Genomic DNA, 24,725 nt, shown 5'->3' on the forward strand with positions numbered 1-24,725 from the left:
GTCCCCCGAAAGCTCTTGAACCCTGAACCAACCCGCGCGTCATGCCGTTGTCGCAGATCGCCGTTACTGTGGAACGTGCCGGTACGGGCCGAAAGGCGTCAAGAGGCGATCGGCCTACGTTTGTTTGTCGATCCATAGATCGCGCATATGGGCAGGGCATGTGCGCCTTCGCATAACCGCTTTCTATGAGGTTGGGCGTGCTTGTCATGGACGCACTGCTCGCGCGAAGGTTAGCCTGCGGCGGGACCCATGACGAAAGGATAGCTATGCTCGACCGGCGCCTGTTCCTGCTCGGCTCCGCGGCGACGGCGCTCGTATCCGTTGCATGTCGCGGGCAATCCTTGGCCACAGCCGGGCCACGCACCGTCGAGGGCCTGTCCGCGCCGATCGAGATCATCGACGATCGCTGGGGCGTGCCGCACATCCGGGCGCAAACAAAGGCGGACGCCTTCTTTGGCCAAGGCTATGTCGTCGCGCGCGACCGCCTGTTCCAGATCGATTTTGCGCATCGCCGCGAGTTGGGGCGAATGGCGGAGGCGTTTGGCGCCGATTTCGCGAAGCACGATGCGGTGGCGCGGCTGTTTCATTTTCGCGGCAATCTCGATGCCGAGCTCGCGCAGGTGCCGCAAGAGGTACGGGACTGCGTGGCGGGCTATATCGCGGGCATCAATGCGCGGATCGCGGAGGTCGAGCGTGATCCCGCGCAGTTGCCGCTCGAGTATCGCATCCTTGGCGTCATGCCGCTGCGCTGGGACATTCGCGATTTGGTGCGCGCGCGTGGCAGTTCGATCGGCAATGCCGATGACGAAATCCGGCGGGCGAAGCTGGCGGGGCTGGGGCTGTTGGAACTGGATGCCGTGGTCGCGCCGCTTCGGCCGGCTTGGAAGCTGCAAGTACCCGACGGGCTCGACGCCGCGGCTGTGACTGACAACGATTTGGGTGTCCTTCAACTCGGCCGTCTGCCGTTCGGGCCGGACACGCCGACGCGCGACCCGGACGAGCAGCTTGATCGATCGCAGGCGGGCTCGAACGCGTGGACCGTCGCGGGAAGCCGCACGGCGACCGGGCGGCCGATCCTGGCGAACGATCCCCATCTGGGCATCGGCGGCTTCGGGCCGCGGCATGTCGCCCATCTGACCGCGCCGGGCCTCGACGTGATCGGTGGCGGTGCCCCTGGACTGCCCGGCATCATGCAGGGGCATACCGACCGCTTCGCCTTTGGCCGGACGAACTTCCATATCGATCAGCAGGATCTGTTCGTGCTTGAGCTCGATCCGAACGATCCCGAACGGTATCGGCATGGGGGCGGGTGGAAACGGTTCGAGCGGCACGAGGAAACGCTCGCCGTAAAGGACGGCCAGCCGCAGAGGGTCGTGCTGCGCTACGCCGTGCATGGCCCGGTTGTCATGCACGATCCGGCAAAGCGGCGGGCGACGGTGCTCGGCTCGATCGGGATGCAGCCGGGCGGCTCGGGTTCGTTCGCGATGGTGGCAATCAACCTGTCGCGAGACTGGAACGGCCTGAAGGAAGCGTTCAAGCTGCATCCATCGCCGACGAACCTCCATTATGCCGACGTGGACGGGAATCACGGGTGGCAGGTGATCGGCTTCGTTCCGCAGCGCAAGAAGGGCGACGGGCTGATGCCCGTGCCTGGCGACGGCCGCTATGACTGGAACGGCTATCGTGATTTCAGGGCGCTGCCGAGCGAGTTCAATCCTGCGAGGGGCTGGTTCGCGTCTGCCAATCAGAACAACCTGCCCGACAATTGGCCGCGCGATCGGATTCCGGCCTTCTCCTTCCGCGATCCGTACCGTTACGAGCGGGTGGCCGAGGTGCTGGCGTCGCAGCCGCGCCATACGGTGGCGGACAGCGTGGCCTTGCAGTTCGACACGGTCTCGACGCCGGCCAAGCAGTTCCTGGCGCTGCTGCCCAAGAAGCCGTCGGCGAGCGCGGCGCCCGCTGTGCGGATGCTGTCCGCGTGGAATGCTCGGGTCGAGAAGGATAGCGGCGCGGCGGCGCTGTACGAGATCGTCTGGCGCGATCTTGGCAAGCGAATGCTGGCGGCGATCGTTCCTGAGCAGGCGAAGGACCTGGTGGATGAGATCGCGCCGTCCGAGCTGCTTCGCCGGGCCGCGAGCCGACCAGCAATGGTGGAACAGGCGCTGGCGAGCGGATGGACGGAGGCGCAGCGGTTGTTCGGACCTGATCCCGCCGCCTGGCGCTGGGGCACGCTGCATCAGGTGCGGATCGCGCATCCGCTGTCGAGCATTCCGGCGATTGCTGCTGCCTTCCCCGCGATCGAAGGCGAGGGATCGGGCGGCGACAGCTATACCGTCATGGCGCGGTGGCTGGGCAATGGGCCAAGCTGGCGTACGGGCGGAGGCGCGAGCTACCTTCACGTGATCGACGTCGGGGATTGGGATAAATCGGTGATGCTGAACCTGCCGGGGCAATCCAATGATCCACGCTCCCCGCACTACCGCGATCAATATGCGCCCTGGATCCGGGGCGAGATGCAGCCGATGCCGTTCAGCCGCGCCGCGGTGGATGCGGTGGCAATCGGCCGCGCGACGCTGATGCCAAAGGGGCGGCGCAAGTGATCCGCGGCACGTTGCGCGCGGGCGTGGCGTTGACGTCACTACTGATCATTGGCGCGGCGGACAGTCCGAAGGTGGATGTGGTGATACGCGGTGGGACGGTCTACACCGGCGCGGACACGCCACCGATCACCGGCGACGTGGAGATCGCCGGTGACCGCATCGTCTATGTCGGCCCGAGCCGCGGAACGCGCGCAGGGCAGATCGTGGACGCTAAGGGGCAGATCGTGGCGCCGGGCTTCATCGACGCGCATACGCATCCTGACAGCTATATCCGGTCGGCCGATCCCAAGGCACGGCTAAACCTGCCGTGGCTTGCGCAGGGAGTGTCGACGATCGTGATCGGCGTCGACGGTTATGGCACGCCCGATGTGAGGGACGACGCGCGCAAGCTGGAAGCGAGTGGGATCGGCACCAACGTGGCGCCGTTCGTCGGCTTCGGCGGCATCCGTCAGCGCGTGCTGGGCAAGGCAGATCGCGCGCCCACTCCGGCTGAGCTGGCAGAGGAAAAGCGGCTTGCCGCCAAGGCGATGTGCGAGGGCGCCTACGGCCTGTCGGCTGGCCTGTTCTACCCGCCCCAGAGCTTCGCGAAGACTGACGAAGTTGCTGCCGTGGCGGCGGAGGTCGGAAAGCGGGGCGGCATGTATGACAGCCACCAGCGGGATGAATCGAACTACAATATCGGGCTAATCGCCTCCACCAAGGAAGCGATCGAGATCGGGCGGCGTGCGGGGGCGCCGGTGCATTTCGCGCACCTGAAAGCGCTGGGCGTCGATCTGCATGGCAAAGCGCCCGAGCTGATCCGCACGATCGAGAAAGCGCGCGCAGCCGGGCAGGACGTGACCGCCGACCAGTATCCGTGGCTTGCCTCCGGATCGAGCGTCGATGCCTCGCTGGTGCCGGCCTGGGCGGTGGATGGCGGCTATCAGGCGATGATCAAGCGGTTCGACACGCCGGCGACGATGGCGCGGATAAGGACGGAGGTGCGCGAGAATCTGCGGCGGCGGGGCGGGGCGGAGTCGCTGCTGCTGATCTCGCAGGGGCAGCCGTGGACCGGCAAGACGCTGGCGCAGATGGCGGCGACTTGGAAGCTGGACCCAATCGACGCCGCGATCCGCATCCTGCGCGTTGCCAACGCCAAGGACACCGATCCCGCGGGTGCGGGGGTCGCAAGCTTCAACATGGCGGAGCGCGATGTCGACCTGATCATGAAGCAGCCATGGGTGGTGACATCGTCCGACGGGTCGAACGGGCACCCCCGGCAATATGCGACCTTTCCGAAGCTGTACCAGGATTATGTCGTGAAGCGGCCGGTGATCACGATGGCGCAGTTCATCCGTCGGTCTACCGGTGCGACCGCGGACATGTACCGCATCAGCGGCCGCGGATATCTCAAGCCCGGGGCATTTGCCGACGTCGTGGTGTTCGATCCCGCCGGATATGCACCGCGCGCGGACTACATCCGGCCACGCGAACCGAGCGCGGGTGTGAAAGCCTTGTTTGTCAACGGCAAGCTCGCACTGAGAGACGGTGCCGTGACCGGCGTTGCGGCGGGGCGCGCCCTGCTGCGTCCTCGGCCGGCGCATTGCGAGCAATAGCTTTGCGTTATAGGCAAAGCTGCGAGCGCGATTGGCGGGTCGCCGCCGGCCCCATCTATCGTCCGACTATGACCATTCCGGCACCATATCTGCTGTACCTCGGCCATTCGGACGACGAATTCGGCCTCAAGACTTCACGCGGCCTAGCCACGTTTCGACGCGATGATTGCGTCGGGGAGTGGCGGCACGACGACTGCCCCTTCAGCTTCGACCTGCCGCGCATGGATGCGGCTGCCGGGGCCGCAGCCGGCGCGAAGACGCTGGTGCTCGGCATCGCCAATGCAGGTGGCCGCTTTCCCGAGTGGATGATGGCAGATGCACTCGCAGCGATTGCGGCGGGGATGAACCTGGCGTGCGGGCTCCACCAGCGGCTGAAGGACGAGCCGCGCCTGGTGGAGGCGGCCAAGGCAGCTGGCGTTCAGCTGTTCGACGTGCGCGATCCGCGCCCGGACCTGCCGGTCGGAAATGGCAAGAAGCGCGCGGGCAAGCGGCTGTTGACGGTTGGCACCGATTGTTCGGTGGGCAAGATGTACACGACCCTGTGTCTGCGTGACGCGCTGCGGGATCGTGGTGTGGCGGCCGATTTCCGGGCCACCGGGCAGACCGGCATCCTGATCGCAGGAGACGGCGTGCCGCTCGATGCGGTGGTGGCGGACTTTATTGCTGGTGCGATCGAGGATCTGGCGCCGGCGCGGACCGATGATGGCTGGGACTTGATCGAAGGCCAGGGATCACTGTTCCACCCGGCCTTTGCGGGCGTGTCCACCGGGCTGCTCCACGGCGCTCAGGCCGAGGCGTTGGTGATGTGCCATGATCCGACCCGTCCGCACATGCGCGGCCTACCGCATTATCCACTAGTAGACCTTGCAGAGTGCATCGACGCGAACCTGCGGGTCGCGCGGTTGACCAGCCCGGACGTGCGCTTCGTCGGGATCGCGCTCAACACCGCCAAACTGGGTGAGGATGAGGCCCGCCGATTGCTTGAGGTGACGGCCGACGAGCATAACCTGCCGTGCACCGATCCGTTCCGCTTCGGTGCCGAGGCGATCATTGATCATCTGCTGACGGCCAATGTCGCGTACGCTTGACGCTCGCCACGACGGCTTCCCGCTGAGCACTCCGTTTCGCATCTCGCGCGGCGTGAAGACGGTGGCCGACGTGGTGACCGTAACATTGCGGCAGGGCGAGCATGTTGGACGCGGCGAAGGCGTGCCTTACCCGCGCTACGGCGAAACGGTTGAGGGTTCGCTGGCTGCGATCGAGAGCGTGCGGGCGCTAATCGAGAGCGGCGCCTCGCGCGAGGAACTCGCGGCCGCGATGCCGGCCGGCGCGGCGCGCAACGCCGTGGACTGCGCGCTGTGGGATCTTGAGGCCAGGTTGGCGGGCACGAGTGTCGCGGCGCTGGCGTGTCGCGCCGCGCCCCAGCCGCTCGCGTCCGCCATCACCATCGGCATCGATACGCCAGGCGCAATGGCGGCGGTCGCACAGCGACACGCGTCGGTTCCGCTGCTCAAGGTGAAGGTCAACCGTGAAGAGGCGGAAGCGCAGCTTGCCGCGGTGCGCGCGGCGGCGCCTGCGCCGCGGCTGATCGTCGACCCGAACGAGAGCTGGCGGGTGGAGGATGTCGTGCGCTGGCAGGATCTGCTGCTGCAGTACCGTGTGGATCTGCTGGAGCAGCCGGTGCCGGCGGATGACGATGAGGGACTGGAGGGCCTTGGCAGCCGTATCCCGATCTGTGCCGACGAGGCGCTTCACACGCGCGCGGACCTCCCGCGCCTCCGTGGGCGGTACGATTACGTCAACATCAAGCTCGACAAGACCGGCGGTCTGACCGAAGCGCTGGCGCTCGCCGATGCGGCGCTCGGAATAGGCTTTGGTTTGATGGTGGGCTGTATGGTTTCCTCTTCGCTGGGCATCGCGCCGGCGATGCTGGTCGCGGAGCGCGCGTCGTTTGTCGATCTGGATGGGCCATTGTGGCTCGCCAACGACCGCGAGGGCGGCGTGCGCGACGAGGCGGGTTGGATGCAGCCTGCCGCGCCTGGTTTCTGGGGAACGCCGGCGTGACCATCCTGCGTGGATGGTTCGCGATAACTTTGTGGAAGCGGGTGGTGGCCGGGCTCGTGCTCGGTGCGCTGCTTGGCGCGGTCTGGCCTGACGCAGCGCCGGCGGTGAAGATCATCGGCGACTTGTTCGTCCGCCTGATCAAGATGCTGGTCGTGCCCGTGGTGCTGATCACCATTGCCGCTGGAATCGCCGGCCTGGGAGACCCGCGTCGGCTGGGGCCGATCGGCGGGCGCACGATCGGGCTGTTCGCGTTCACGACGCTGATCGCGGTATCGCTGGGCATGGGCGTAGGATTGCTCGTGCGGCCGGGCGAGGGGATCGCGCTGGCCGGCGTGGCGCCGCATGTTCTTGGAGCGGCAGTGTCGCCCAGCGACCAGTTGCTGTCGATCGTGCCGGCCAACATCATCGAGGCGCTCGCCAAGGGCGACATGCTGGCGATCATCTTCACCGCCATACTGCTGGGCATCGGCAGCGTGCTGGCGGGCGAGGCGGGAAAGCCGGTGGTGGCGCTACTGCAGGGCCTTGCCGCGGTGCTGATGCATATCGTGCGGATCGTGATGGAAGCGACGCCCTTTGGCGTTTTTGCGCTGATCGCCAATGCGGTGGCGGCGAACGGCGCGGCGGTGTTCGTCAATGTCGGCTGGCTGGCGCTTTGCGTGATCGTGGGGTCGCTGGCGCAGATGTTGGTGGTCCACGCGGGTCTGATCGCGCTGGTCGCGCGGCTGCCGGTGGTGCGCTTCTTCCGCGGGATCGTGGACGCGCTGGCGATCGCTTTCTCGACGGCGTCCTCTTCCGCCACCTTGCCCGTCGCGCTCCGGGTGGCGCACGATAATCTGGGCGTGGCGCGGCCGGTCGCTTCCACCGTGCTGCCACTCGGCGCGGCGATCGGGAAGGACGGCACGGCGATGTACGTCGGACTGCTGGGGCAGTTCGCGCTCCAGGCACTCGGCGTCATACCGGACGCGCAGATGCTGGTCGTCATGCTGGCGACCGGCGCACTGGCCGCGTTCGGGACTGCGCCGGTGCCGTCGGCGTCGCTCTTCATGCTGGCGGCGATGCTTTCGGCGGTGGGCGTCGCGCCGGAGCAGACGGCGCTGGTGGTGGGCCTGGTGCTGCCCTTCGACCGGCTGCTCGACATGACGCGGACGGTGCCTTCGGCATCGGCCAATCTGACGGTGGCGACGTTGGTGGCACATGCGGAATCGGCATTGGACGAGGCGCGGTTCCGTGGGCGGGTGGTAGAGTGACGGCGGCGGCGCTAGGATTTCGGCCGTGAACCTGCGCCATATCGAAATCTTCCATGCCGTATACGTCAACGGCTCCGTCTCTGCCGCCGCGCGTGCGCTCAACGTGTCGCAGCCCTCGGTCTCCAAGACCTTGCGGCATGCCGAGACGCTGCTAGGCTTTGACCTGTTTCAGCGGGTCGGCGGGCGGCTGGTTCCGACCGAGGATGCACACAATCTCTTCGCGGACGTGGCGGAGATCCAGGAGCGCGTGCGCGCGCTGCGCGAGGCGGGGCGCAACATGCGTACTGGCGGCGGCGGTCGACTGCGTATTTCCGCGCTGCCCAGTCTTGCGCTGAGCGTGCTGCCCGCAGCAGTCTCGCGGTTCCTCGAGCGGCATCCCGACGTCCATTTCGATCTTCAGACCGTCCACCACGACGACCTGCTGCGCAAGCTGTACGAGCGCGAGACTGACATCGCCGTCGCCAGCGAGCCGCCGCGCGGCGCTGCGCTGAGCCATACCTGGCTGGGCGAGGGCGAGTTGGTCGTGCTGTACCGCGAACCCGAAATGCCGGACGCGCCGGCGCGCGTGGAGTTGGCCGAACTGGCCAACCGGCGCTTCATCTCGCTCGCCGGAAGTGGTCCGATCGGCACGCTGTTGACCGACGAGTTGGACCGGCTCGGCATCGTGCTGGATGAAGTGGTGGTTGCCCGCACCTTCTATATCGCCGCGGCGCTGGTGCGGGCTGGCGTTGGCGTCACCGTGGTCGACAGCTTCACGGCCGAGGCGTGGCTGGCATCGGGGCTGTCGATGCGGCCGCTCAAGCCATCGCTGACGTTCGACGTTCACGCCATCCATTTGCTCGATCGGCCCCCATCGGCGCTGGCGAGCGAGTTTCTGGCAACGCTGAGAGAGGAGATTGATCGGGAATGATGCTGATCCTGCTGCCGTTGCTGGCTGCCGTTGCGGCAGAGGCACCCTCGCCGCCTCCGCCCGCTCTCGCTGTCGCGGTTGAAGAGGCGCTCGGGCGCGCGGCAACGGGGACGCGGATCGGCTTGCTGGTGGTGGATGAGGCGGGGCGAGAGGTGCTGGCCGTTCGGCCGGACGAACGCTTTGTTCCCGCGTCCAATACCAAGCTTTTTACGACAGCGGCCGCCTTTGCGTTGCTGGAGACAAATGCACCTGACACAGCTGCCGGCGCCAGTGTGCGGCTGGAGCAGCGAGGGGCGCTTCGCGACGTGGTGGTGGTCGGCGCCGGTGATGCGCGGCTCTCCAGCGCAGCGGATTGCAGCAGCGACTGCCTCGCAACGCTCGTCAGCGCAGTGGCACGCGAGACGAAGGTGGTGGGCGACGTGATCGGCGATGATAGCGCCTTTCCCGACGAGCGCTGGCCGGCCGGAATGAGCTGGAACAACATGGTCGGGAAATACGGAACCGGCATCTCGGCGCTGACGGTGGACGACAATGAGGTGGCAGTGACGGTCCGCCCGGTTCGCGCGGGTGTTGCGGCTGAGGTGACCGGCGACGGATATTACCGGATCGACAACCGGGTCACCGTCGTGCCCGCCGGGGGCAAGCGTTCGATCGGCTATATTCGCGAGCCGGGGAGCGATTTGCTGCGGCTGACCGGTACGATCCCGGCTGACGCGCCGCCATACGAGGTGCGGCTCGGCATCGATGATCCGGCGCACCGCGCAGCGTGGCGCTTTGCCGACATGCTCCGCGCCGCTGGGGTGCGCGTGACGGGGCAGGTGGGCGTGCGGCACCGGCCGCTGATGTCTGCCGACGATCCGTCGGTGCGGGGCAATGCGCCTGCGGCGAAGCCGCCGGTGGGGCCGGTGCTGGCGAAGCTGACCCCCGCGCCGCTTATCGAGGACCTCGTGCACACCAACAAGGTGAGCCAGAATCTGCATACCGAATTGCTGCTGCGGCGTCTCGGCGCGGTCTCGGGAAGCGGATCGGTGGCGGACGGCCATGCGGCGATGGACGCGGTGCTTCAGCGGGCCGGAATTGCACGGTGGCAGTATGATTTCGGCGATGGTTCGGGGATGTCGAACTATAATCGGGTGACGCCGCGGGCCAGCGTGACATTGCTGCGCTGGGGCGCGGAGCAGCCGTGGGGCGCGGCGTGGCGGGGGACGTTTCCGATCGCGGGCACCGACGGGACGCTGCGCAACCGGTTCAAGGCTACGTCATTGGAAGGACGGCTTTTTGCGAAGACCGGATCGCTGAACGCGTCCAACGCGCTGGCCGGCTATTTCCTGACCAAGAGCGGCCGGACGTTCACTTTTGCGGCTTATGCCAACGATATGCCGGGGGATGTCAGCGCCACTGCGGCGCTTGATGCGGCGCTCGTGGCGGTCGCCGAGGCGCATTGAGCGGCGGCCTTTTCGCGCGGACGGGCGGCATGCCTGCGGCCTACCTCTGGCCGCTTTCGGCCTCGAACGCTCCGATAACGGCCTCGCCCGTTTCGGGGCGCAGGCTGAAGATGCCGCTGTCGAAATGACGGGTCGGGTGAACGCGATTGGTGAGCAGCGTCCAGGCCAGGCCGCGATCGAAATCGATCCATAGGCCGGTGCCGGTGAAGCCGGTGTGGCCGATCGTGCCGGGCGAGCAGGCCTGACCGCCTGACCAGCCGGGAAAGCGGATTTCCCAGCCGGCGGTGCGATGGCCCTCGACCGGGGTGCGGATCGCGTCCAGCATGGCCGGGGAAGCGGCCGAGCCATCCAGTAGCCTGTGCGCGAAATCGAGCACGCCGTCGATCGTGCCGAACAGACCTGCGTGACCAGTACGTCCGCCCATCGCCCAGCAGTTCTCGTCGTGCACTTCGCCCTTCAGGACGCGTCCGCGCCATTGGCAATGCTCGGTTGCGACCGCAGGACCGGGCGGCGGGCCCCAGCTGAGCCCTGCGCCGAGCGGCTGAGCCTCAAGCCCGGCGCCGGTCAGCCGCTCGATCGCGATGCCGAGGAGGATGAAGTTGATATCCGAATAGACCGGCGGGCCGTGCCGCCATTCGCGCTGGAGGACGAAGGCGCGCAGTCGGGCGGGATCGCCGCCATAAGTGTAGATCGGCTCGACGGCGGGAAGAAAGGTGCGGTGAACGAGGCAGTCGCGAAAGGTGAGCCGCCGCTCGGCTGCGTTGGCGACGTCATATTGGCGCAGATCAGGGATGGCATCGGTGAGCGGGCGATCGAGGTCGAGCCGGCCTTCATCCGCCAGCCGGAGGATGAAAGTGGTGGTGGCGATCACCTTGCTGACAGACGCAAGGTCGAACCAATGGTCGCGGGTGAGCGGTTCTTCGTCGGGAACCCGCTGTGCCAGGCCGGCCAGGCGAACGGCACGGCTGCCGTCCGCGGTGACGATGCCCAGGGCGGCCCCGGGGATGCGGCCGGCGGCGAGCGCGGCGGCAGCGGGGGCGAAGCCGCGCTCGACAATGGTTTCGATCATGCGTTCTCTTCGGATCGGGGGCGAATTTGGGCGAGCAGCGGAAGAAACACGACCGCGAACAGGCTGAGCGCGCCCGACAGCAGGAAGAAATTGTCATAGCCGATGCGAGTGACGATCGACCCGCCGGCGCCGGAGAGCAGCCGCGGGAGCATGAAGGCAAAGCCGGTCAGAAAGGCATACTGCGCGCCGGGAAAGCGCGGGTTCACCAGCAGCGACAGGTAAACGACGAACACGGCGCCGGCGAAGCCGTTGCCGAACTGGTCAGCGCCCGTCGCGATGTACAGCAGGCCTTCGCTGACGGGCTGGTTCGCGAGCCAGACAAAACCGAAGTTGCCGATCGCGGCCACGACGGCGCCGATCGCCAGCATCCATGTCATGGCGTGGCGCGTGACCATCCAGCCGGCGAGACCGACGCCCAGCGCGCTGGCGGCGAGCGCGACCACACTATCCGCGCGCCCGATCTGCGACAGCGAATAGCCGAGATCCCTGATCATCGGCTTGGACAGATTGAGCGCGAGCACGTCGCCCATCCGATACAGCGAGACAAAGGCCATGAGCGTCAACGCGCCAAAGCCGTAGCGCCAGAAGAAATCCACATACGGCCCGATCAGTGCGGATCTGCGGATGCGCGCGTGCGGCGGGGCGCGCCGGATTTGCGGCAAGGCGGCGGCCATTAGCAGGAACGGAAGCATGCAGCACGCGAGCACCCATGGGGTGACGTTCGTGCCGGCATCGATGCCAGCGCCCGCCGCGAGCGACAGGATGACCCAGCCGATCGCGGCGGTCGCGGCGGCGGTGGCCCCGAGAATGGCGATGCTGGCGATCACCCCCGTCACCAGCGCGGGCAGCCGGTCTCGTGCGCCGGGCGTGTTGCTCCGCATCGCCGCGAGTATCGGAAAAGGGAGAAACGCCGCGGCGGCGATGGCGAGATAGGCGGCTGTCCATCCGCCCCAATCGGCCAGCAGGAGCGCGCCACTTCCTGCCGCGACCATGGCGCCGCGATAGCCCCAGAGATTGGCGGCGACGATCGGGCCTTGCTCGTCCTGCGACGGGTAGAGCTCGATGCGCCAGGCGTCGGCGGCCACTTCCAGCGTCGTGGTCCAGAAGGCCAGCAGGACGGCGAACAGGGCCGTGATGCCGAGCCGGGCGTCACCCGCGGTGAGCGCCATCGCGACGAGGGAGGTGAAGATGCCGAGCTGCGCCAGCATCATCCATCCCCGCCGCTGGCCGTAGAAGCGCGAGAAGCCGGGGATGGCATAGCGATCGAGCAGCGGCGCCCACACGAACTTCAGCGTCGGCAGCAACTGCACCCAGGCGAAAAAGCCGATCACGGCTAGCGCCACGCCATGCGCCTGCAGCCGAAGCGCGAGCACGGTGGAGAACATGTAAAAGGGATGACCCGCGGCAAAGCCGAGGACGCCATAGAGCGCCATGCCGCGGCGATCGATTGCGGCCGGGGCGGAAGGGGGCTCGGCGAGCGCCGCCGGGGCGGCCAGTTCGGTCATGTCGTTGATCGTTCAACGCCCGCTCGCCCGCGTCAATCCCGTCTGCCGCGACGGGGGCGAATGGCATCACTGATGGTTATACCGGAAAGACGAGCGGATATGGGCAAGGCCGTGCCCGCAGGCGCAGAATGGAAGGCGCGATGGTGACCTGGTATCTTGGGGTGGACGCAGGCGGCAGCCACTGCCGCGCGCGGTTGACCGACGCCACCGGGCTGGTGATTGGCACGGGGCATGCCGGCCCGGCGAACATGCGCATCGGCGTGTCGGCGGTTCGCGCCGTTCTCGACGATGTTATCGAGCAATCGCTGGAATCCGCCGGGCTCGAGAGGAATGCGAGAGGCGAGATCGCTGGCGGGATCGGCATTGCCGGCCTTTCGCGCCCGGGCAGCGCCGAGGCATTGCGCGCGATGGACCTTGGCCTGGCGCGGGTCAGCTTCGCCACCGATGCAGCAATCGCGAACCTGGGGGCGCACCGCGGCGGCGATGGGGCAACGCTGATCCTGGGTACGGGGAGCATCGCGCAGCTCCGCGTGAACGGAACCGATTTTGCGATCGGCGGCTATGGCTTCCCCATATCGGACGAAGGCAGCGGCGCGGCGCTCGGGCTTTCCGCCATGCGCCACGCGCTTCGAGCGCTCGACGGGCGAACGACACGCACCCCGCTGGCGCTCGCGATCGCTGCCCGCTTCGGCCATGCCATTCCGCAAGCGATTGCCTGGATGGATCGGGCGACGCCGGCGGATTACGCCGCGCTCGCACCGATCGTCATTCAATATGCGCAAGCGGATGATCCGATCGCGCGATCGATCGTGGAGGATGCCGCCGGCCATGTGGAGCGCTTCATCGAAACGATCTTCGAGCGGGGTGCGCCAGCCTGTGCGATCCTGGGCGGGCTGGCGCCGCACCTGCGGCCGTGGCTGCGGGCGCGCACCGTGGCGAAGCTGAGCGAACCGCTTGGCGATGCGCTGGACGGCGCGCTGCTCCTCGCCGGCTTCGCCTTTCCGGAAGTGACCAGCGAATGACGGATCTTGCACGGTTGAGCGAGACGATGGCGGGGCGCCTTGGCGCGCGCTGGATCACGCACGAGGCGGGGCGGGCGCAGTTCATGGCCGCGGAAGGGCATCATGCGGCGGGCCTGCCCGATGTGGTGGCACAGCCGCGCACCGTGGAAGAAGTCCAGATGCTGATGGCAGCGGCGCAGGGGGCGGGCGTCGCCGTCGTGCCGCTGGGCGTAGGCACCTCGCTGGAGGGGAATGCGGGGGCGGTGGCGGGGGCGGTTTCCGTTGATCTGTCCGGCATGAACCGGGTGCTGGAAGTGGCACCCGAAGATCTGTTGTGCGTGGTGGAGCCCGGGGTCACGCGCGAGGCGCTGAACGAGGAACTGCGCGCGACGGGGCTGTTCTTTCCGATCGATCCGGGCGCGAATGCGACGCTTGGCGGGATGATCTCCACCCGGGCATCGGGTACCAACGCCGTCCGGTACGGGACGATGCGGGAGAATGTGCTGGGACTGAAAGTGGTGCTGCCGGACGGCACGCTCATTCCGACGGGGAGCCGGGCGAGGAAGTCCGCTGCCGGCTATGATCTGACGCACCTGTTCACCGGATCGGAGGGCACGCTGGGGCTGATCGTCGAAGCAACGGTTCGCCTGCATGGCATTCCGGAAGCGGTGCTCGCGGGAACCTGGCGGTTCGACGGGCTCGATGGCGCGGTGCAGACCGTTATCGAGACGATCCAGAGCGGCGTGCCGGTGGCGCGAATGGAGCTGCTCGATCCCGTCGCGATCCGCGCCTGCAACGCTTTTGCGGGGCTGACCCTGGCGGAGCAGCCGACGTTGTTCGTAGAGCTGCATGGATCGCCGCAATCGGTTCGGGAACAGCGCACGCAGCTGGAAGCGATCGGCGCGGGGCACGGCGCCGGCGTGCTCACCATGTCCCTCGATCGCGACGAACAACGCCTGTTGTGGCGCGCGCGTCACGCGGCATTGCCGGCGGCGCGGGCGATGGTGGCCGATGCCGTTACCTGGTCGACCGACATTTGCGTGCCGATCTCCAAGCTGGCCGAGGCGATCGCGCGCGCGCGGGCGGCGGTCGACGCGGCGGGATTGCTGGCGCCGATCCTGGGGCATGTGGGCGACGGCAATTACCACGTCTTTTTCGTTCTGCGTCGCGACGATCCGGTGGGGTGGGAGAAGGCGCGGGCGGTGAACGAGCAGTTGATCGATTATGCGCTGTCGGTCGGCGGCACCTGCACCGGGGAACATGGCATCGGCATGGGCAAGCGCGCTGCACTGGTGCGCGAGCATGGCGCCGAAGCCGTGGCGCTGATGCGGCGGATCAAGGCCGCGATCGATCCCGGGGGGCTGATGAACCCGGGCAAGATATTTCTGGAAAGGTGAGGCGGATGAGCACCGAGACCGTCGATCCGCGCTATGTCTCCATCGATCGCTGGCCATCGGTAATCGCGGTGGAGGCGATGCTGGAGGGGCAGATGGCGGCGCTGGCGGCGATCAAGAGCCAGACGGCGGCCATTGCGACCGCTGCCGAGGACGCCGCGCGTCGGCTCGGGGCGGAGGGGCGATTGATCTATGCCGGGGCGGGCACCTCCGGGCGGGTCGCGGTGCAGGATGGGGTGGAGTTGTTTCCCACTTATAACTGGCCGCGCGCGCGGCTCGTGTTCCTGATGGCAGGCGGGACGGCGGCGCTGATCGAGAGTGTCGAAGGGGCGGAGGATGATGCGGGCGCGGCACGCGCGGCGGTCATCGACGCCGCGGTGGGGGCGAGCGATGTCGTGATCGGTGTCGCGGCGAGCGGCCGCACCGCTTACACGGTCGCAGCGGTCGAGGCGGCGCGTGCGGCGGGCGCGCTGACGATCGGCGTTGCCAACAATGCGGGCGAGGGTCTGCTGACCAGGGCGGAGCACGCGATCCTTGCCGATACGGGAAGCGAGATCGTCGCGGGATCGACCCGGATGAAGGCAGGAACCGCGCAGAAGGCGGTGCTGAACCTTTTGTCCACCACGATCATGCTGCGGCTGGGCTTGGTTCACCAAGGGATGATGGTGAACATGCGGGTGTCGAACCGCAAGCTGCGCGCACGTGCCGAAGCGATGGTGGCGCAGATCGCCGGCGTCGGGCGGGAGGTGGCGGCGCAGGCGCTGGACGTAGCGGGCGAGGAGATCAGGGCGGCCGTGCTGATTGCGCGCGGGGCGACGGCTGCGGAGGCTGCCGCCAGCCTCGGCGCACATGGCGGCAGCCTGGCAGCGGCGATGGACGGCGTCGCCCGGCCCTGACGGGGCGGGCTCGTCCGCGTTACGGCTCGGCTCTCGGGGGGCGTGGCGGCGCACCTGATGCCTTGTTGCTATGGCTTACCACCAACACTGAAGGGTTGTGCGCCGGCATCGGATCATGTGAATTCGTGCCCGTCTGTTCGGAAACGGGAAAGCATATGATCGATCGCGCCTTTTTCGCCGGCTTCGCTGGCGCTGCGCTGCTCGTTGCCGGAGAGGCGCAGGCCGGGCCGCTGGCGGCGGATGCGCGCGAGCAGGTGCTGGCCGGGGTGGATGCCAAAAAGGTGGAAACGGTCGGGAAAGCGATCTGGAGCTTCGCCGAGACGGGCTATCAGGAACAGAAGAGCGCCGCGCTGCTCGCCAAGGAGCTGAAGGACGCGGGCTTTCAGGTGACCATGGGGGTGGTGGGGGAGCCGACCGCCTTTCTCGCCAGCTACCGCAACGGCGCCGGCCCGGTCATCGGGATCACGGCGGAATATGATGCGCTGCCCGGCCTCGCGCAGCAGACGGTGCCGACGAAGACGCCCATCGCCGGACAGGCGCATGGCCATGGCTGCGGGCACAATCTGCTGGGCGCCGCATCGGTGGCGGCAGCTATCGCGGTGAAGAAGTGGATGATCGCCTCCAAGACGCCCGGCGAGCTGCGCGTGTACGGCACGCCGGCGGAGGAAGGCGGCTCGGGCAAGGTCTACATGGTGCGCGACGGCTTGTTCAAGGACGTGGACGCGGCCGTGCACTGGCACCCGGCGGGCGCGAATTCGGCTGCGCAATCGATCAGCATGGCAAATACCAATGGCAAGTTCCGCTTCTACGGCCGCTCGTCGCACGCTTCGGGCAATCCGGAAGCCGGGCGATCCGCGCTGGACGCGGTGGAGATCATGAACGTCGCGACTAATTACTTGCGCGAGCATGTGCCGGACCGGACGCGGATCCATTATGTGATCACCAGCGGTGGCGGGGCGCCCAACGTGGTGCCGGACTATGCCGAGGTCTATTACTACGTTCGCTCGCCCGATCCGCAGGTCGTCCGCTCCGTGATGGCGCGGGTGACGAAAGCGGGTGAGGGCGCGGCGATCGCCACCGAGACTCGGATGGAGTTCGAGCAGATCGGCGGGGTCTATTCCATGCTGCCGAACGACACGCTGGGGCAGGTCATGGACAAGAACCTGCGATCGCTGGGCGGCATCGCGTGGACGGCGGAGGAGAAAGCCTTCGCCGCCAAGATGCGCGAAAGCGTGCCGGACGCGCGCGGGACGATCGAGTCCGTTGCACAGGTCCAGCCCTATGCCGTGCGCACGGACCCAGATGCGGCTGGCGGCTCCACCGACATGTCGGATATTTCGTGGGTCGTTCCCACCGTGGGGCTCGGCACCGCCACCTTTGTTCCCGGCATGCCGGGACACAGCTGGCAGAATACCGCCGCCGCCGGGATGAGCATCGGCACCAAGGGCGCGGTGCTGGCGTCGCGCACCCTGGCGCTGACCCTTGCGGAAATGATCGCCAGCCCCGACGTGATCGCGACGGCGAAGGCGGAAATGGAAAAGCGGCGTGGGCCGGATTTCCGCTATGTCGCCCTGATTGGCAATCGGGCGCCGGCACTCGATTACAGGAACAACAGCCGCGTGGAATGACCTTCCGCGACGAACACCGAACCAAACACAAGGAGTTGCCATCATGAACCTCGCGCAGTTCGCGCGCCGCCGCTACACGCCCGGCGCCACCGCGATCGAACCCATGCCGCATCTGACCAAGGCGCTGGGCGGCGCGGAGCTTTTCATCAAGCGCGACGACCAGCTCGGCCTGACCGGCGGCGGCAACAAGACGCGCAAGCTGGAGTTCCTGGTTGCGGACGCCCTGGCGCAAGGGGCGGATACGCTGATCACCGTGGGTGCGGTGCAGAGCAACCACTGCCGCCTGACACTTGCCGCGGCGGTGCGCGAGGGATTGAAATGTCGCCTGGTGCTCGAGCAGCGCGTTCCCGACAGCTACGATCCGAGCGCGTCGGGCAACAACTTCCTCTTCGACCTGCTCGGTGTCGAGGCGGTTACCGTCGTGAACCTCGGCGCGGACCTGCAGGGCGCGATGGAGCAGGTGGCGGCTGATCTCGCGGCCGAGGGGCGGAAGGGCTATATCATTCCCGGCGGTGGCTCCAATGCGCTTGGCGCGCTCGGCTATGTGGCCTGTGCCGAGGAGATTTTGGCGCAATCGTTCGCGAGCGGTGTCGCGTTCGACCGCATCGTCGTGGCGAGCGGCAGCGCGGGCACGCATGCTGGCATCGTGGCGGGCCTTGTCGGCAACAGCGCCAACATTCCGGTCACCGGCATCAACGTGCGCCGGCCGCGCGCGGAGCAGGAGGGCAATGTGCACAAGCTTGCGCTTGCCGTGGCGGACCTCGCCGGGGTGGTGCCCGCGATCGCGCCAGAAACGATCGAGTGCCGCGATGAATGGGTGGGGCCGGGCTATTCGCTCCCGACGCCGGAGATGATCGAAGCGGTGCGGATGTTCGCCTCGCTGGAGGGCGTGCTGCTCGATCCCGTTTATACCGGGAAGGCGGCGGCGGGATTGATCGCGCTGGTGCGCTCGGGCGAGATCGCCAGGGAGGAGCGCGTGCTGTTCGTGCACACCGGCGGGTCGCCGGCGCTCTATGCCTATCAGCCGGTGCTTGCCGGCGCGGCCGCGGCCTGAGGATGCCGGCCATGCCGCTGACCATTGGCGTGCTCGGCGGCATGGGGCCGGCCGCGACCATCAACTTCATGGCCAAGGTGCTGCGCCATTCGCAGGAAAGCGCAGCGCGTGAGCAGGACAACGTCCGGCTCATCGTGGACAGCAACCCGGCTTTGCCGGATCGCAACGCCGCGATCGCGGGCACCGGCCCGTCGCCAGCACCGGGACTCGCCGCCATGGCGCGCGGGCTGCACGCCGCGGGCGCGCAGGTGCTGGCGATGCCCTGCAATGCCGCCCACGCCTTTGCCGATGCCGTGATCGGCGCAACGCCGCTGCCGTTCATCCATCTGGTGGAGGAGACGGTGGGGGCGGTTTCGCGTGAGCATGGCGCGGCACGCCGCATCGGCGTGCTCGCTGCGAACGGTGCGGCCGAAGCGCGGCTCTACGAACGGGCGCTTGAAGCCAGCGCGCTGATCCCGGTGGTGCCGGATCAGGCGATGCGCGCGAATTTCATGAACGGGATCTGGCAGATTAAGGCCGGCGATCTGGCGTCGGGACGAAGCGCCGTAGCGGCCGCGGCGATGCAGCTGATCGCGGAAGGTGCCGAGGTGATCATTGCCGGGTGTACCGAAGTGCCGCTGGTGATCGGCCCGGGCGATCTTCCCGTGCCGCTGATCGATTCCACCGACGTCCTGGCGCGCCGGGCAGTGTCCTTTGCGCTCGCCGCTGCTTAGTTGCCGGCGCCATCACTGGCGAGATTGGCGTGGCCTGAGCTGGGATAGACCATCGCGCGGATGAGGCCGCGGCGATCGAAGCGGCGCCAGCCATCTTCGGGCTGGGCGAGCCGATCCGCGACAGCATAAAGCACCGCTGGGTTGACCGGCAGGCCGAAGTGACTGCCGAACACTTCGATATTGTCGCTGTTCGCGCAATTGGGCTCGACGCAATTGGCCCACGGCACAATGCCGTCATCGCGGCTCCAGATGGCGGTGGAGGGAACGGGAAGCGGCGTTTCGCCTTCGCGCAGATAGGCGAGGGCGCGATCGTCGTCGACCTTTTGCCCGCTCAGGAATTCGTACAGGCGCCAGACGCGCGTGTCCTTGGGTGCACCGGCAAATGGCGCGCCGAGGGTGATGACCTGCCGCACCTGATCCGGCACGCGGCGACAGAGCGCGCGCGCCATGATCCCGCCGAGGCTCCAGCCGATCAGGCTGACGCGCCGATGCTGACGATCGTATATCGCCTCGATCCGCTCGAGCAGCTTTTCACCATCGTCGCCAACCGATCGAGGGCCGTGATTGCGCCCCAGGTCCCAGCCGTGCGCATCATAGCCGAGGTGCGCAAGGTAGCGCCGCAAAATGCGCGTGGCGCTGTCCGAGGCGTTGAAGCCCGGGATCACGAGCACGGAATGGCCGTCACCGCGGGGTACGGTGGCCAACGCCGGGGCAGCCCAGGGGAGCATCCCGAGTTCCGCCACTGCGCGGGGGATCTCCGTCAAGGCCAGCAACGGCGATGGGCGTTTGCTCGATCGTCCAGCTGCCGGACCAGTCATGCGAAGTCACCTGTCACCAATGCCATGTGCCCGCAGCAACGTGCGGCTCGCGTGGAAGTTCTGCAAGCCGGCCGGACGGGATGGATCGGCCGGCGCTATGGCTGTTGCGGGGACACCAGCACTGGGGCGGGCGTCGCGCCGGTTGGCGCCACCGCCAGCTGCGAGTCCCCACCCAGGGTGCGATACAGCGTGACGAGGTTGGTGGCGCGAATCAGGCGCGTCTGCACCAGCGACTGCTGCGCAGCGTAGAGTGACCGCTGGGCATCGAGCGACGACAGGAACGTATCAATGCCGCCGCGATAGCGCGCTTCGCTCAAGCGGAAAGTGTCCGCCGCCGCCGCCGCGAACCGTTCGGTCGCGGCGAGTTCTTCGGTAATCGTGCCGCGGCGTGCGAGTGCGTCGGCCACTTCGCGGAACGCGGTCTGGATCGTGCCTTCGTAATTGGCGAGCGCGGCGCGCTGCAGCGCCTCGGTCTGGGCGACGCCGGCGCGGCCGGCACCGGCGCGGAAGATCGGATAGGTGAGGTTTCCGCTCGCCGTTTTCGTCAGCGAATCGCTTTCGAACAGGTACGAAAGCCCGGTGCTGGCGAAGCTGAACAAGCCCGTCAGCGAGATGGTCGGGAACAGCGCCGCGCGCGCGGCGCCGATTTCCGCATTCGCCGCGCGCAGATCATATTCGGCCTGCACCACGTCGGGGCGGCGCAGCAGGACGCGGCTGTCGAGACCCGCGGGCAATTCCGCGACGGTCGCGGCGGCCTGCTCGATGGGGGGCGGCAGCAGGGCGGGATCGATCGTGTTGCCGACCAGCAACTGAAGGGCGTTCAGATCCTGCGCCAGAGCGGTGCGCTGGCTGGCGATATTCGCTTCCGCATTGGCGAGCGTCTGTTCGGCTTGGCGCAGATCAGTTCGGGGGGCAACGCCGCCCTCTACGCGCGCGCGCGTCAACGTAACGGAGCGCCGGGCGATCGATGCGGTGTCCTCCGCGAGTTTCAATAGGCTCTGGTCGGCGGCATGGGTAAGCCAGGCGCTGGCGATGTCGCCGGTCAGGGTCAGTCGGACGGCGCGCGCGGCAGCCTCCTGGCCGAAATAGCGCGACAGTGCCGCATCACTGAGCGACCGTACGCGGCCGAACAGATCGAGCTCAAAGGCGCTGACGCCGATTGACGCCTGGTAGGACGTGCCGCCCACCGCGAAATTGCCGCCGGCCGCGCGGGCGCCGATCTCACGGCGCGTCGCTGATGTGCCAGTGTTGATCTGAGGAAACAGCTCGGCCCGCTGGATGCGATATTGCGCGCGGGCAGCCTCGATGTTGGCGACGCTTGCGCGCAGATCGCGATTGTTCGCCAGCGCCGCGTCGATCAGCCGCTGCAACCGCGCGTCGCGGAAAACATCGCGATAGGTGACGCTGGGCAATGCGGCTTCGGTTTGGCGGAGATACGTGTCGCCCGTTGGCCACGACGTGGGCACCGGAAGCTCGGGCCGCACGTATTTGGGCGCCATGCTGCATGCCGTGAGCGCGCTGCCCAGGAGGAGGGGGAGGAGGGCGCGCATCACGATTGCTCCAGCCGCGGCGTGCCACCCGCCGGCTCGTTCCGATGCTCCGGCGGACGGAAGCCCGGCTCTTCCCCGCGAACCTTTGCCATGGTGTCGCGGAAGCCGCGGCGGACGAGGACGAAGAACAACGGGATGTAGAAGATCGCCAGAACAGTGGCGGTCAGCATGCCGCCGATCACGGCCGTGCCGATCGCAATACGGCTGTTCGCGCCGGCGCCGGTCGAGATCGCGAGCGGCAGCACGCCGAAGATAAAGGCGAGGCTGGTCATGAGGATCGGGCGCAGGCGGATGCGGGCTGCGGTGAGCGCCGCGTCGATCACGCGGGCGCCCTTCTTCTCCTCCTGCTCAGCGAATTCGATCATCAGGATGGCGTTCTTCGCGGCGAGCCCCATGGTCGTGAGCAGGCCGATCTGCAGGTAAACGTCATTGGTGAGGCCGCGCAGGGTGACGAAGGCCACCGCGCCGATGAGGCCAAGCGGAATGACCAGCAGCACGGCCAGCGGGATCGACCAGCTTTCATACAGTGCCGCGAGGCACAGAAAGACGACAATGATGGAAAGGCCGTACAGCAGCGGCGCCTGGCCCGACGATAGGCGCTCCTGATAGGAAATGCCTGCCCATGCCACGCTGGTGCCCGGGATCTGACGGGCGAGTTCCTCGATGCGGGCCATGGCGTCGCCCGAGCTGCCGCCGCTTCCTGCCTGGCCCTGAAATTCGAACGACTGGATGCCGTTGAAGCGCGAAACGGTAGTCGGCGCCTGCGACCAGCTGGTGGTGGCGAAGCTGGAGAAGGGCGCCATCTGGCCATTCGATCCGCGAACGAACCACTGGTATAACGAGTCCGGATCGTCGCGATACGGTGCGTCACCCTGCACAAAGACGCGCTTCACGCGACCGCGGTCCACGAAATCGTTGACGTAGCGGCCACCCCAGGCAGTCGACAGGGTGGTGTTGACGTCTGTCTGCGAGATGCCGAGCGCGGCGATCCGCTGCGGATCGGTGTTTACGCGCAGCGTCCCGATGTCGGGCAACTCACTGAGGCGCACGCCGGCAAGACCGGCATCGGCATTCGCCAGACCGAGGAGCTTGTCCCGCGCGGCGGCGAACTCCTCCGTCGACAGCCCGCCGGTGTTCTGCAATTCCATCGTGAAGCCTTCGGACTGGCCGAGACCACGAATGGCGGGCGGGATCAGGGCAAATACCTGCGCGTCGCGAAACGCACGAAAGGCGGCGGCCGCGCGGGCGACGATCGCGTCGGCGGTGTTTTCCGCACCTTTGCGCTCGGCCCAGTCCGTTAGCGAGATGAAGCCCTGACCGGTGTTCTGCCCGGATGCGCCCCCGCCGCCGCCGGACACGGTCAGCATGGTACGGACGTTCGCCTTCTCGTACTGCTGGAAGTATCGCTCGACCGAGCGCTGCACCTCTTCGGTGCGCGCGCGGGTCGCGCCCGCCGGCAAGCGGAACTGAACGGTTGCGCCGCCCTGATCCTCGGTCGGCAGAAAGCCGGTGGGGAGCCGCAGGAACAGCACTGCCAGGAGTGCAACGGCGACGAGGTACACGCCGAGGAACAGCCATTTGCGGTCAACGACGGCGGCCACCCAGCCGACGTAGCGTTCCGTGCCGCGTTCGAAATTTCGATTGAACCATGCGCCGGCACGCGTCAGCCGCGAGGAAACGCCGGTGAAGCGCCGCTCGAACCATCCCGGCTGCGGTTCCTCGCCCTGTTTGTGCTTCTGCTTCAGCAGGGTTGCCGTGAGAGCCGGCGAGAGAATGACCGCCACCGCAACGGAGAGGATCATCGCCGAGATGATCGTGAGGGAGAACTGGCGATAGATGACGCCCGTCGAGCCGCCGAAGAACGCCATGGGCAGGAACACGGCCGACAGGACCAATGCGATGGCGACGAGCGCAACCGTGATCTCGCGCATCGACTCAATCGTCGCCTCGCGCGGGGTCATGTTCGGATTTTCTTCGAGCAGGCGCTCGACATTTTCAACAACTACGATGGCGTCGTCCACCAGCAAGCCGATCGCGAGCACGAGGCCGAACAGCGTGAGGGTGTTGATCGAGAAGCCGGCGAGGTAGAAGATCGCGAAGGTGCCCAGAAGCACCACCGGCACCGCGATGGTCGGGATCAGCGTCGCCCGCCAGCTTTGCAGAAAGACGAACATCACGATCACGACGAGGATGACCGCTTCAATCAGGGTTTCGACGACTTCCTCGATCGACAGCTTGATGAAATCGGTAGAGTCGTTCGCGTATGCCACCCGGATGTTGGGCGGATAGGTTTTCGCGATGCGGGCGATCTCCCCCTTGACCAGCTCGGCCGTTTCGAGCGCATCCGCGCCAGGCGCGAGCAGGATGGCGATGCCGGCGCCCGGATGGCCGTTGATGCGGCTGCTGGCGTTGTAGTTTTCCGATCCAAGCTCGACGCGCGCTACATCGCCGACGCGCACCGTTGCGCCGGACGGGAGCGTCTTCAGGATGATGTCCCTGAATTGCTGCGGCGTCTGGAGCCGGGACTGCGCCGTCACTGTGGCGTTCAGCATCTGATCGGACGGCATCGGCTGCCCGCCGATCTCGCCGGCGGCCACCTCGGTGTTCTGCGTCTGGATCGCCGACACCACGTCGCCGGGCATCAGCTGAAAGCTGGCGAGCCGCGCCGGATCGAGCCAGATGCGCATCGCATATTGCGATCCGAACACGTTGGTGTCGCCCACGCCCTGCACGCGGCCCAGCGGATCCTGCAGCGTGGAGGTCATCAAATCCGACACGTCGCGGTTCGTCATCTGATCGCTGCTGTCATAGACGCCTGCGATCATCAGAAAGTCAGGGTTCGACTTGCGCACAGAGACGCCCTGCTGCTGCACCTGAGCCGGCAATCGCGTGATTGCCTGCTGGACGGCATTCTGCACCTGAACCTGCGCGATGTCCGGATCGGTGCCCTTTTCAAAGGTGGCAGTGATCGAGACGGAGCCGCGCGACGTTGATGAGGAGGCGAAATACAGCAGGCCGTCGATGCCGGTCAGCTGCTGTTCGAGAATCTGCGTAACCGAGTTCTCGATCGTTTGCGCATTCGCGCCCGGATAAGTGGCGCGGATCGACACCTGCGGCGGTGCAACGTCGGGATATTGGGCGATCGGCAATCCCATGATCGCGCCGGCACCCGCCATCATGACGATGATCGCGAGCACCCATGCGAAAATGGGTCGATCGATAAAAACGCGTGACAC

Annotated in this window: 18 protein-coding genes; 13 read left to right on the forward strand and 5 right to left on the reverse strand. The window is 67.2% G+C overall.

Features of this window, described 5'->3' with window-relative positions; all coding sequences use genetic code 11:
- Positions 1-266: 266 nt before the first annotated feature.
- From SPMU_RS04005 to dacB, 7 genes are all read left to right on the forward strand, one after another.
- On the forward strand, positions 267-2,600 hold the full coding sequence (locus SPMU_RS04005; protein ID WP_088332139.1) for a penicillin acylase family protein: 2,334 nt from the start codon (positions 267-269) through the stop codon (positions 2,598-2,600).
- The gene (locus tag SPMU_RS04010) at positions 2,597-4,195 is read left to right on the forward strand and encodes an N-acyl-D-amino-acid deacylase family protein (RefSeq protein ID WP_245832742.1); all 1,599 of its coding nucleotides are present in this window, start codon (positions 2,597-2,599) and stop codon (positions 4,193-4,195) included. The genes SPMU_RS04005 and SPMU_RS04010 overlap by 4 nt, the downstream gene beginning before the upstream one ends.
- Before the next feature lie 68 nt (positions 4,196-4,263).
- On the forward strand, positions 4,264-5,283 hold the full coding sequence (gene dgcN / locus SPMU_RS04015; RefSeq protein WP_088332141.1) for an N-acetyltransferase DgcN: 1,020 nt from the start codon (positions 4,264-4,266) through the stop codon (positions 5,281-5,283).
- Positions 5,267-6,259, forward strand: coding sequence for an N-acetyl-D-Glu racemase DgcA (gene dgcA / locus SPMU_RS04020; protein ID WP_088332143.1), 993 nt, complete (start codon positions 5,267-5,269; stop codon positions 6,257-6,259). Before dgcN ends, dgcA begins: the two co-directional genes overlap by 17 nt.
- On the forward strand, positions 6,256-7,506 hold the full coding sequence (locus SPMU_RS04025) for a dicarboxylate/amino acid:cation symporter (RefSeq protein WP_088332145.1): 1,251 nt from the start codon (positions 6,256-6,258) through the stop codon (positions 7,504-7,506). Before dgcA ends, SPMU_RS04025 begins: the two co-directional genes overlap by 4 nt.
- 25 nt (positions 7,507-7,531) lie before the next feature.
- On the forward strand, positions 7,532-8,416 hold the full coding sequence (locus SPMU_RS04030) for a LysR family transcriptional regulator (protein ID WP_088332147.1): 885 nt from the start codon (positions 7,532-7,534) through the stop codon (positions 8,414-8,416).
- Entirely contained in the window at positions 8,413-9,861 is a 1,449-nt protein-coding gene (gene dacB, locus SPMU_RS04035; protein WP_342746427.1) for a D-alanyl-D-alanine carboxypeptidase/D-alanyl-D-alanine endopeptidase, read from the forward strand. The genes SPMU_RS04030 and dacB overlap by 4 nt, the downstream gene beginning before the upstream one ends.
- A 40-nt stretch (positions 9,862-9,901) precedes the next feature.
- Here the strand turns inward: dacB and SPMU_RS04040 are convergent, their stop codons facing one another.
- Together SPMU_RS04040 and SPMU_RS04045 are read right to left on the reverse strand one after the other, a co-directional pair.
- Complete coding sequence (locus SPMU_RS04040) at positions 9,902-10,930, reverse strand: serine hydrolase domain-containing protein (protein ID WP_088332149.1); 1,029 nt, start codon at positions 10,928-10,930, stop codon at positions 9,902-9,904.
- The gene (locus SPMU_RS04045) at positions 10,927-12,435 is read right to left on the reverse strand and encodes an MFS transporter (protein WP_245832744.1); all 1,509 of its coding nucleotides are present in this window, start codon (positions 12,433-12,435) and stop codon (positions 10,927-10,929) included. Before SPMU_RS04045 ends, SPMU_RS04040 begins: the two co-directional genes overlap by 4 nt.
- Positions 12,436-12,575: 140 nt before the next feature.
- Between SPMU_RS04045 and SPMU_RS04050 the strand changes: the two genes are divergently transcribed.
- From SPMU_RS04050 to cuyB, 6 genes are all read left to right on the forward strand, one after another.
- The gene (locus tag SPMU_RS04050) at positions 12,576-13,457 is read left to right on the forward strand and encodes a glucosamine kinase nucleotide-binding domain-containing protein (protein WP_088333148.1); all 882 of its coding nucleotides are present in this window, start codon (positions 12,576-12,578) and stop codon (positions 13,455-13,457) included.
- The gene (locus tag SPMU_RS04055) at positions 13,454-14,833 is read left to right on the forward strand and encodes an FAD-binding oxidoreductase (protein WP_088332151.1); all 1,380 of its coding nucleotides are present in this window, start codon (positions 13,454-13,456) and stop codon (positions 14,831-14,833) included. The genes SPMU_RS04050 and SPMU_RS04055 overlap by 4 nt, the downstream gene beginning before the upstream one ends.
- A gap of 5 nt (positions 14,834-14,838) precedes the next feature.
- Positions 14,839-15,726, forward strand: a complete 888-nt coding sequence (locus SPMU_RS04060) for an N-acetylmuramic acid 6-phosphate etherase (RefSeq protein ID WP_088332153.1) — start codon at positions 14,839-14,841, stop codon at positions 15,724-15,726.
- A gap of 155 nt (positions 15,727-15,881) precedes the next feature.
- On the forward strand, positions 15,882-17,354 hold the full coding sequence (locus tag SPMU_RS04065) for an amidohydrolase (RefSeq protein ID WP_088332155.1): 1,473 nt from the start codon (positions 15,882-15,884) through the stop codon (positions 17,352-17,354).
- 43 nt (positions 17,355-17,397) lie between these two features.
- Entirely contained in the window at positions 17,398-18,408 is a 1,011-nt protein-coding gene (gene cuyA, locus SPMU_RS04070) for a D-cysteate sulfo-lyase (RefSeq protein ID WP_088332157.1), read from the forward strand.
- 11 nt (positions 18,409-18,419) lie between these two features.
- Positions 18,420-19,121: a cysteate racemase gene (cuyB, locus tag SPMU_RS04075; protein WP_088333149.1), complete on the forward strand. Its 702-nt coding sequence runs from the start codon at positions 18,420-18,422 to the stop codon at positions 19,119-19,121.
- Here the strand turns inward: cuyB and SPMU_RS04080 are convergent.
- From SPMU_RS04080 to SPMU_RS04090, 3 genes are all read right to left on the reverse strand, one after another.
- Positions 19,118-19,939, reverse strand: a complete 822-nt coding sequence (locus SPMU_RS04080; RefSeq protein WP_088332159.1) for an alpha/beta fold hydrolase — start codon at positions 19,937-19,939, stop codon at positions 19,118-19,120. The two genes, cuyB and SPMU_RS04080, sit on opposite strands and share 4 nt — an antisense overlap.
- 95 nt (positions 19,940-20,034) lie before the next feature.
- The gene (locus SPMU_RS04085) at positions 20,035-21,489 is read right to left on the reverse strand and encodes an efflux transporter outer membrane subunit (protein ID WP_211275704.1); all 1,455 of its coding nucleotides are present in this window, start codon (positions 21,487-21,489) and stop codon (positions 20,035-20,037) included.
- On the reverse strand, positions 21,489-24,725 hold the full coding sequence (locus SPMU_RS04090) for a multidrug efflux RND transporter permease subunit (RefSeq protein ID WP_088332163.1): 3,237 nt from the start codon (positions 24,723-24,725) through the stop codon (positions 21,489-21,491). The genes SPMU_RS04085 and SPMU_RS04090 overlap by 1 nt, the downstream gene beginning before the upstream one ends.

Origin of the sequence: Sphingomonas mucosissima (assembly GCF_002197665.1) — a bacterium.
GTDB lineage: Bacteria > Pseudomonadota > Alphaproteobacteria > Sphingomonadales > Sphingomonadaceae > Sphingomonas > Sphingomonas mucosissima.

Excerpts from the sequence above, each read along its gene's own strand:
- dgcA (WP_088332143.1), top strand. The coding sequence starts at position 5,267 with ATGTCGCGTACGCTTGACGCTCGCCACGACGGCTTCCCGCTGAGCACT.
- SPMU_RS04055 (WP_088332151.1), top strand. The coding sequence starts at position 13,454 with ATGACGGATCTTGCACGGTTGAGCGAGACGATGGCGGGGCGCCTTGGC.
- SPMU_RS04085 (WP_211275704.1), bottom strand. The coding sequence starts at position 21,489 with ATGCGCGCCCTCCTCCCCCTCCTCCTGGGCAGCGCGCTCACGGCATGC.
- cuyB (WP_088333149.1), top strand. The coding sequence starts at position 18,420 with ATGCCGCTGACCATTGGCGTGCTCGGCGGCATGGGGCCGGCCGCGACC.
- SPMU_RS04080 (WP_088332159.1), bottom strand. The coding sequence starts at position 19,939 with ATGACTGGTCCGGCAGCTGGACGATCGAGCAAACGCCCATCGCCGTTG.
- SPMU_RS04040 (WP_088332149.1), bottom strand. The coding sequence starts at position 10,930 with ATGATCGAAACCATTGTCGAGCGCGGCTTCGCCCCCGCTGCCGCCGCG.
- dgcN (WP_088332141.1), top strand. The coding sequence starts at position 4,264 with ATGACCATTCCGGCACCATATCTGCTGTACCTCGGCCATTCGGACGAC.
- dacB (WP_342746427.1), top strand. The coding sequence starts at position 8,413 with ATGATGCTGATCCTGCTGCCGTTGCTGGCTGCCGTTGCGGCAGAGGCA.
- SPMU_RS04045 (WP_245832744.1), bottom strand. The coding sequence starts at position 12,435 with ATGACCGAACTGGCCGCCCCGGCGGCGCTCGCCGAGCCCCCTTCCGCC.
- cuyA (WP_088332157.1), top strand. The coding sequence starts at position 17,398 with ATGAACCTCGCGCAGTTCGCGCGCCGCCGCTACACGCCCGGCGCCACC.
- SPMU_RS04005 (WP_088332139.1), top strand. The coding sequence starts at position 267 with ATGCTCGACCGGCGCCTGTTCCTGCTCGGCTCCGCGGCGACGGCGCTC.
- SPMU_RS04060 (WP_088332153.1), top strand. The coding sequence starts at position 14,839 with ATGAGCACCGAGACCGTCGATCCGCGCTATGTCTCCATCGATCGCTGG.
- SPMU_RS04050 (WP_088333148.1), top strand. The coding sequence starts at position 12,576 with ATGGTGACCTGGTATCTTGGGGTGGACGCAGGCGGCAGCCACTGCCGC.
- SPMU_RS04065 (WP_088332155.1), top strand. The coding sequence starts at position 15,882 with ATGATCGATCGCGCCTTTTTCGCCGGCTTCGCTGGCGCTGCGCTGCTC.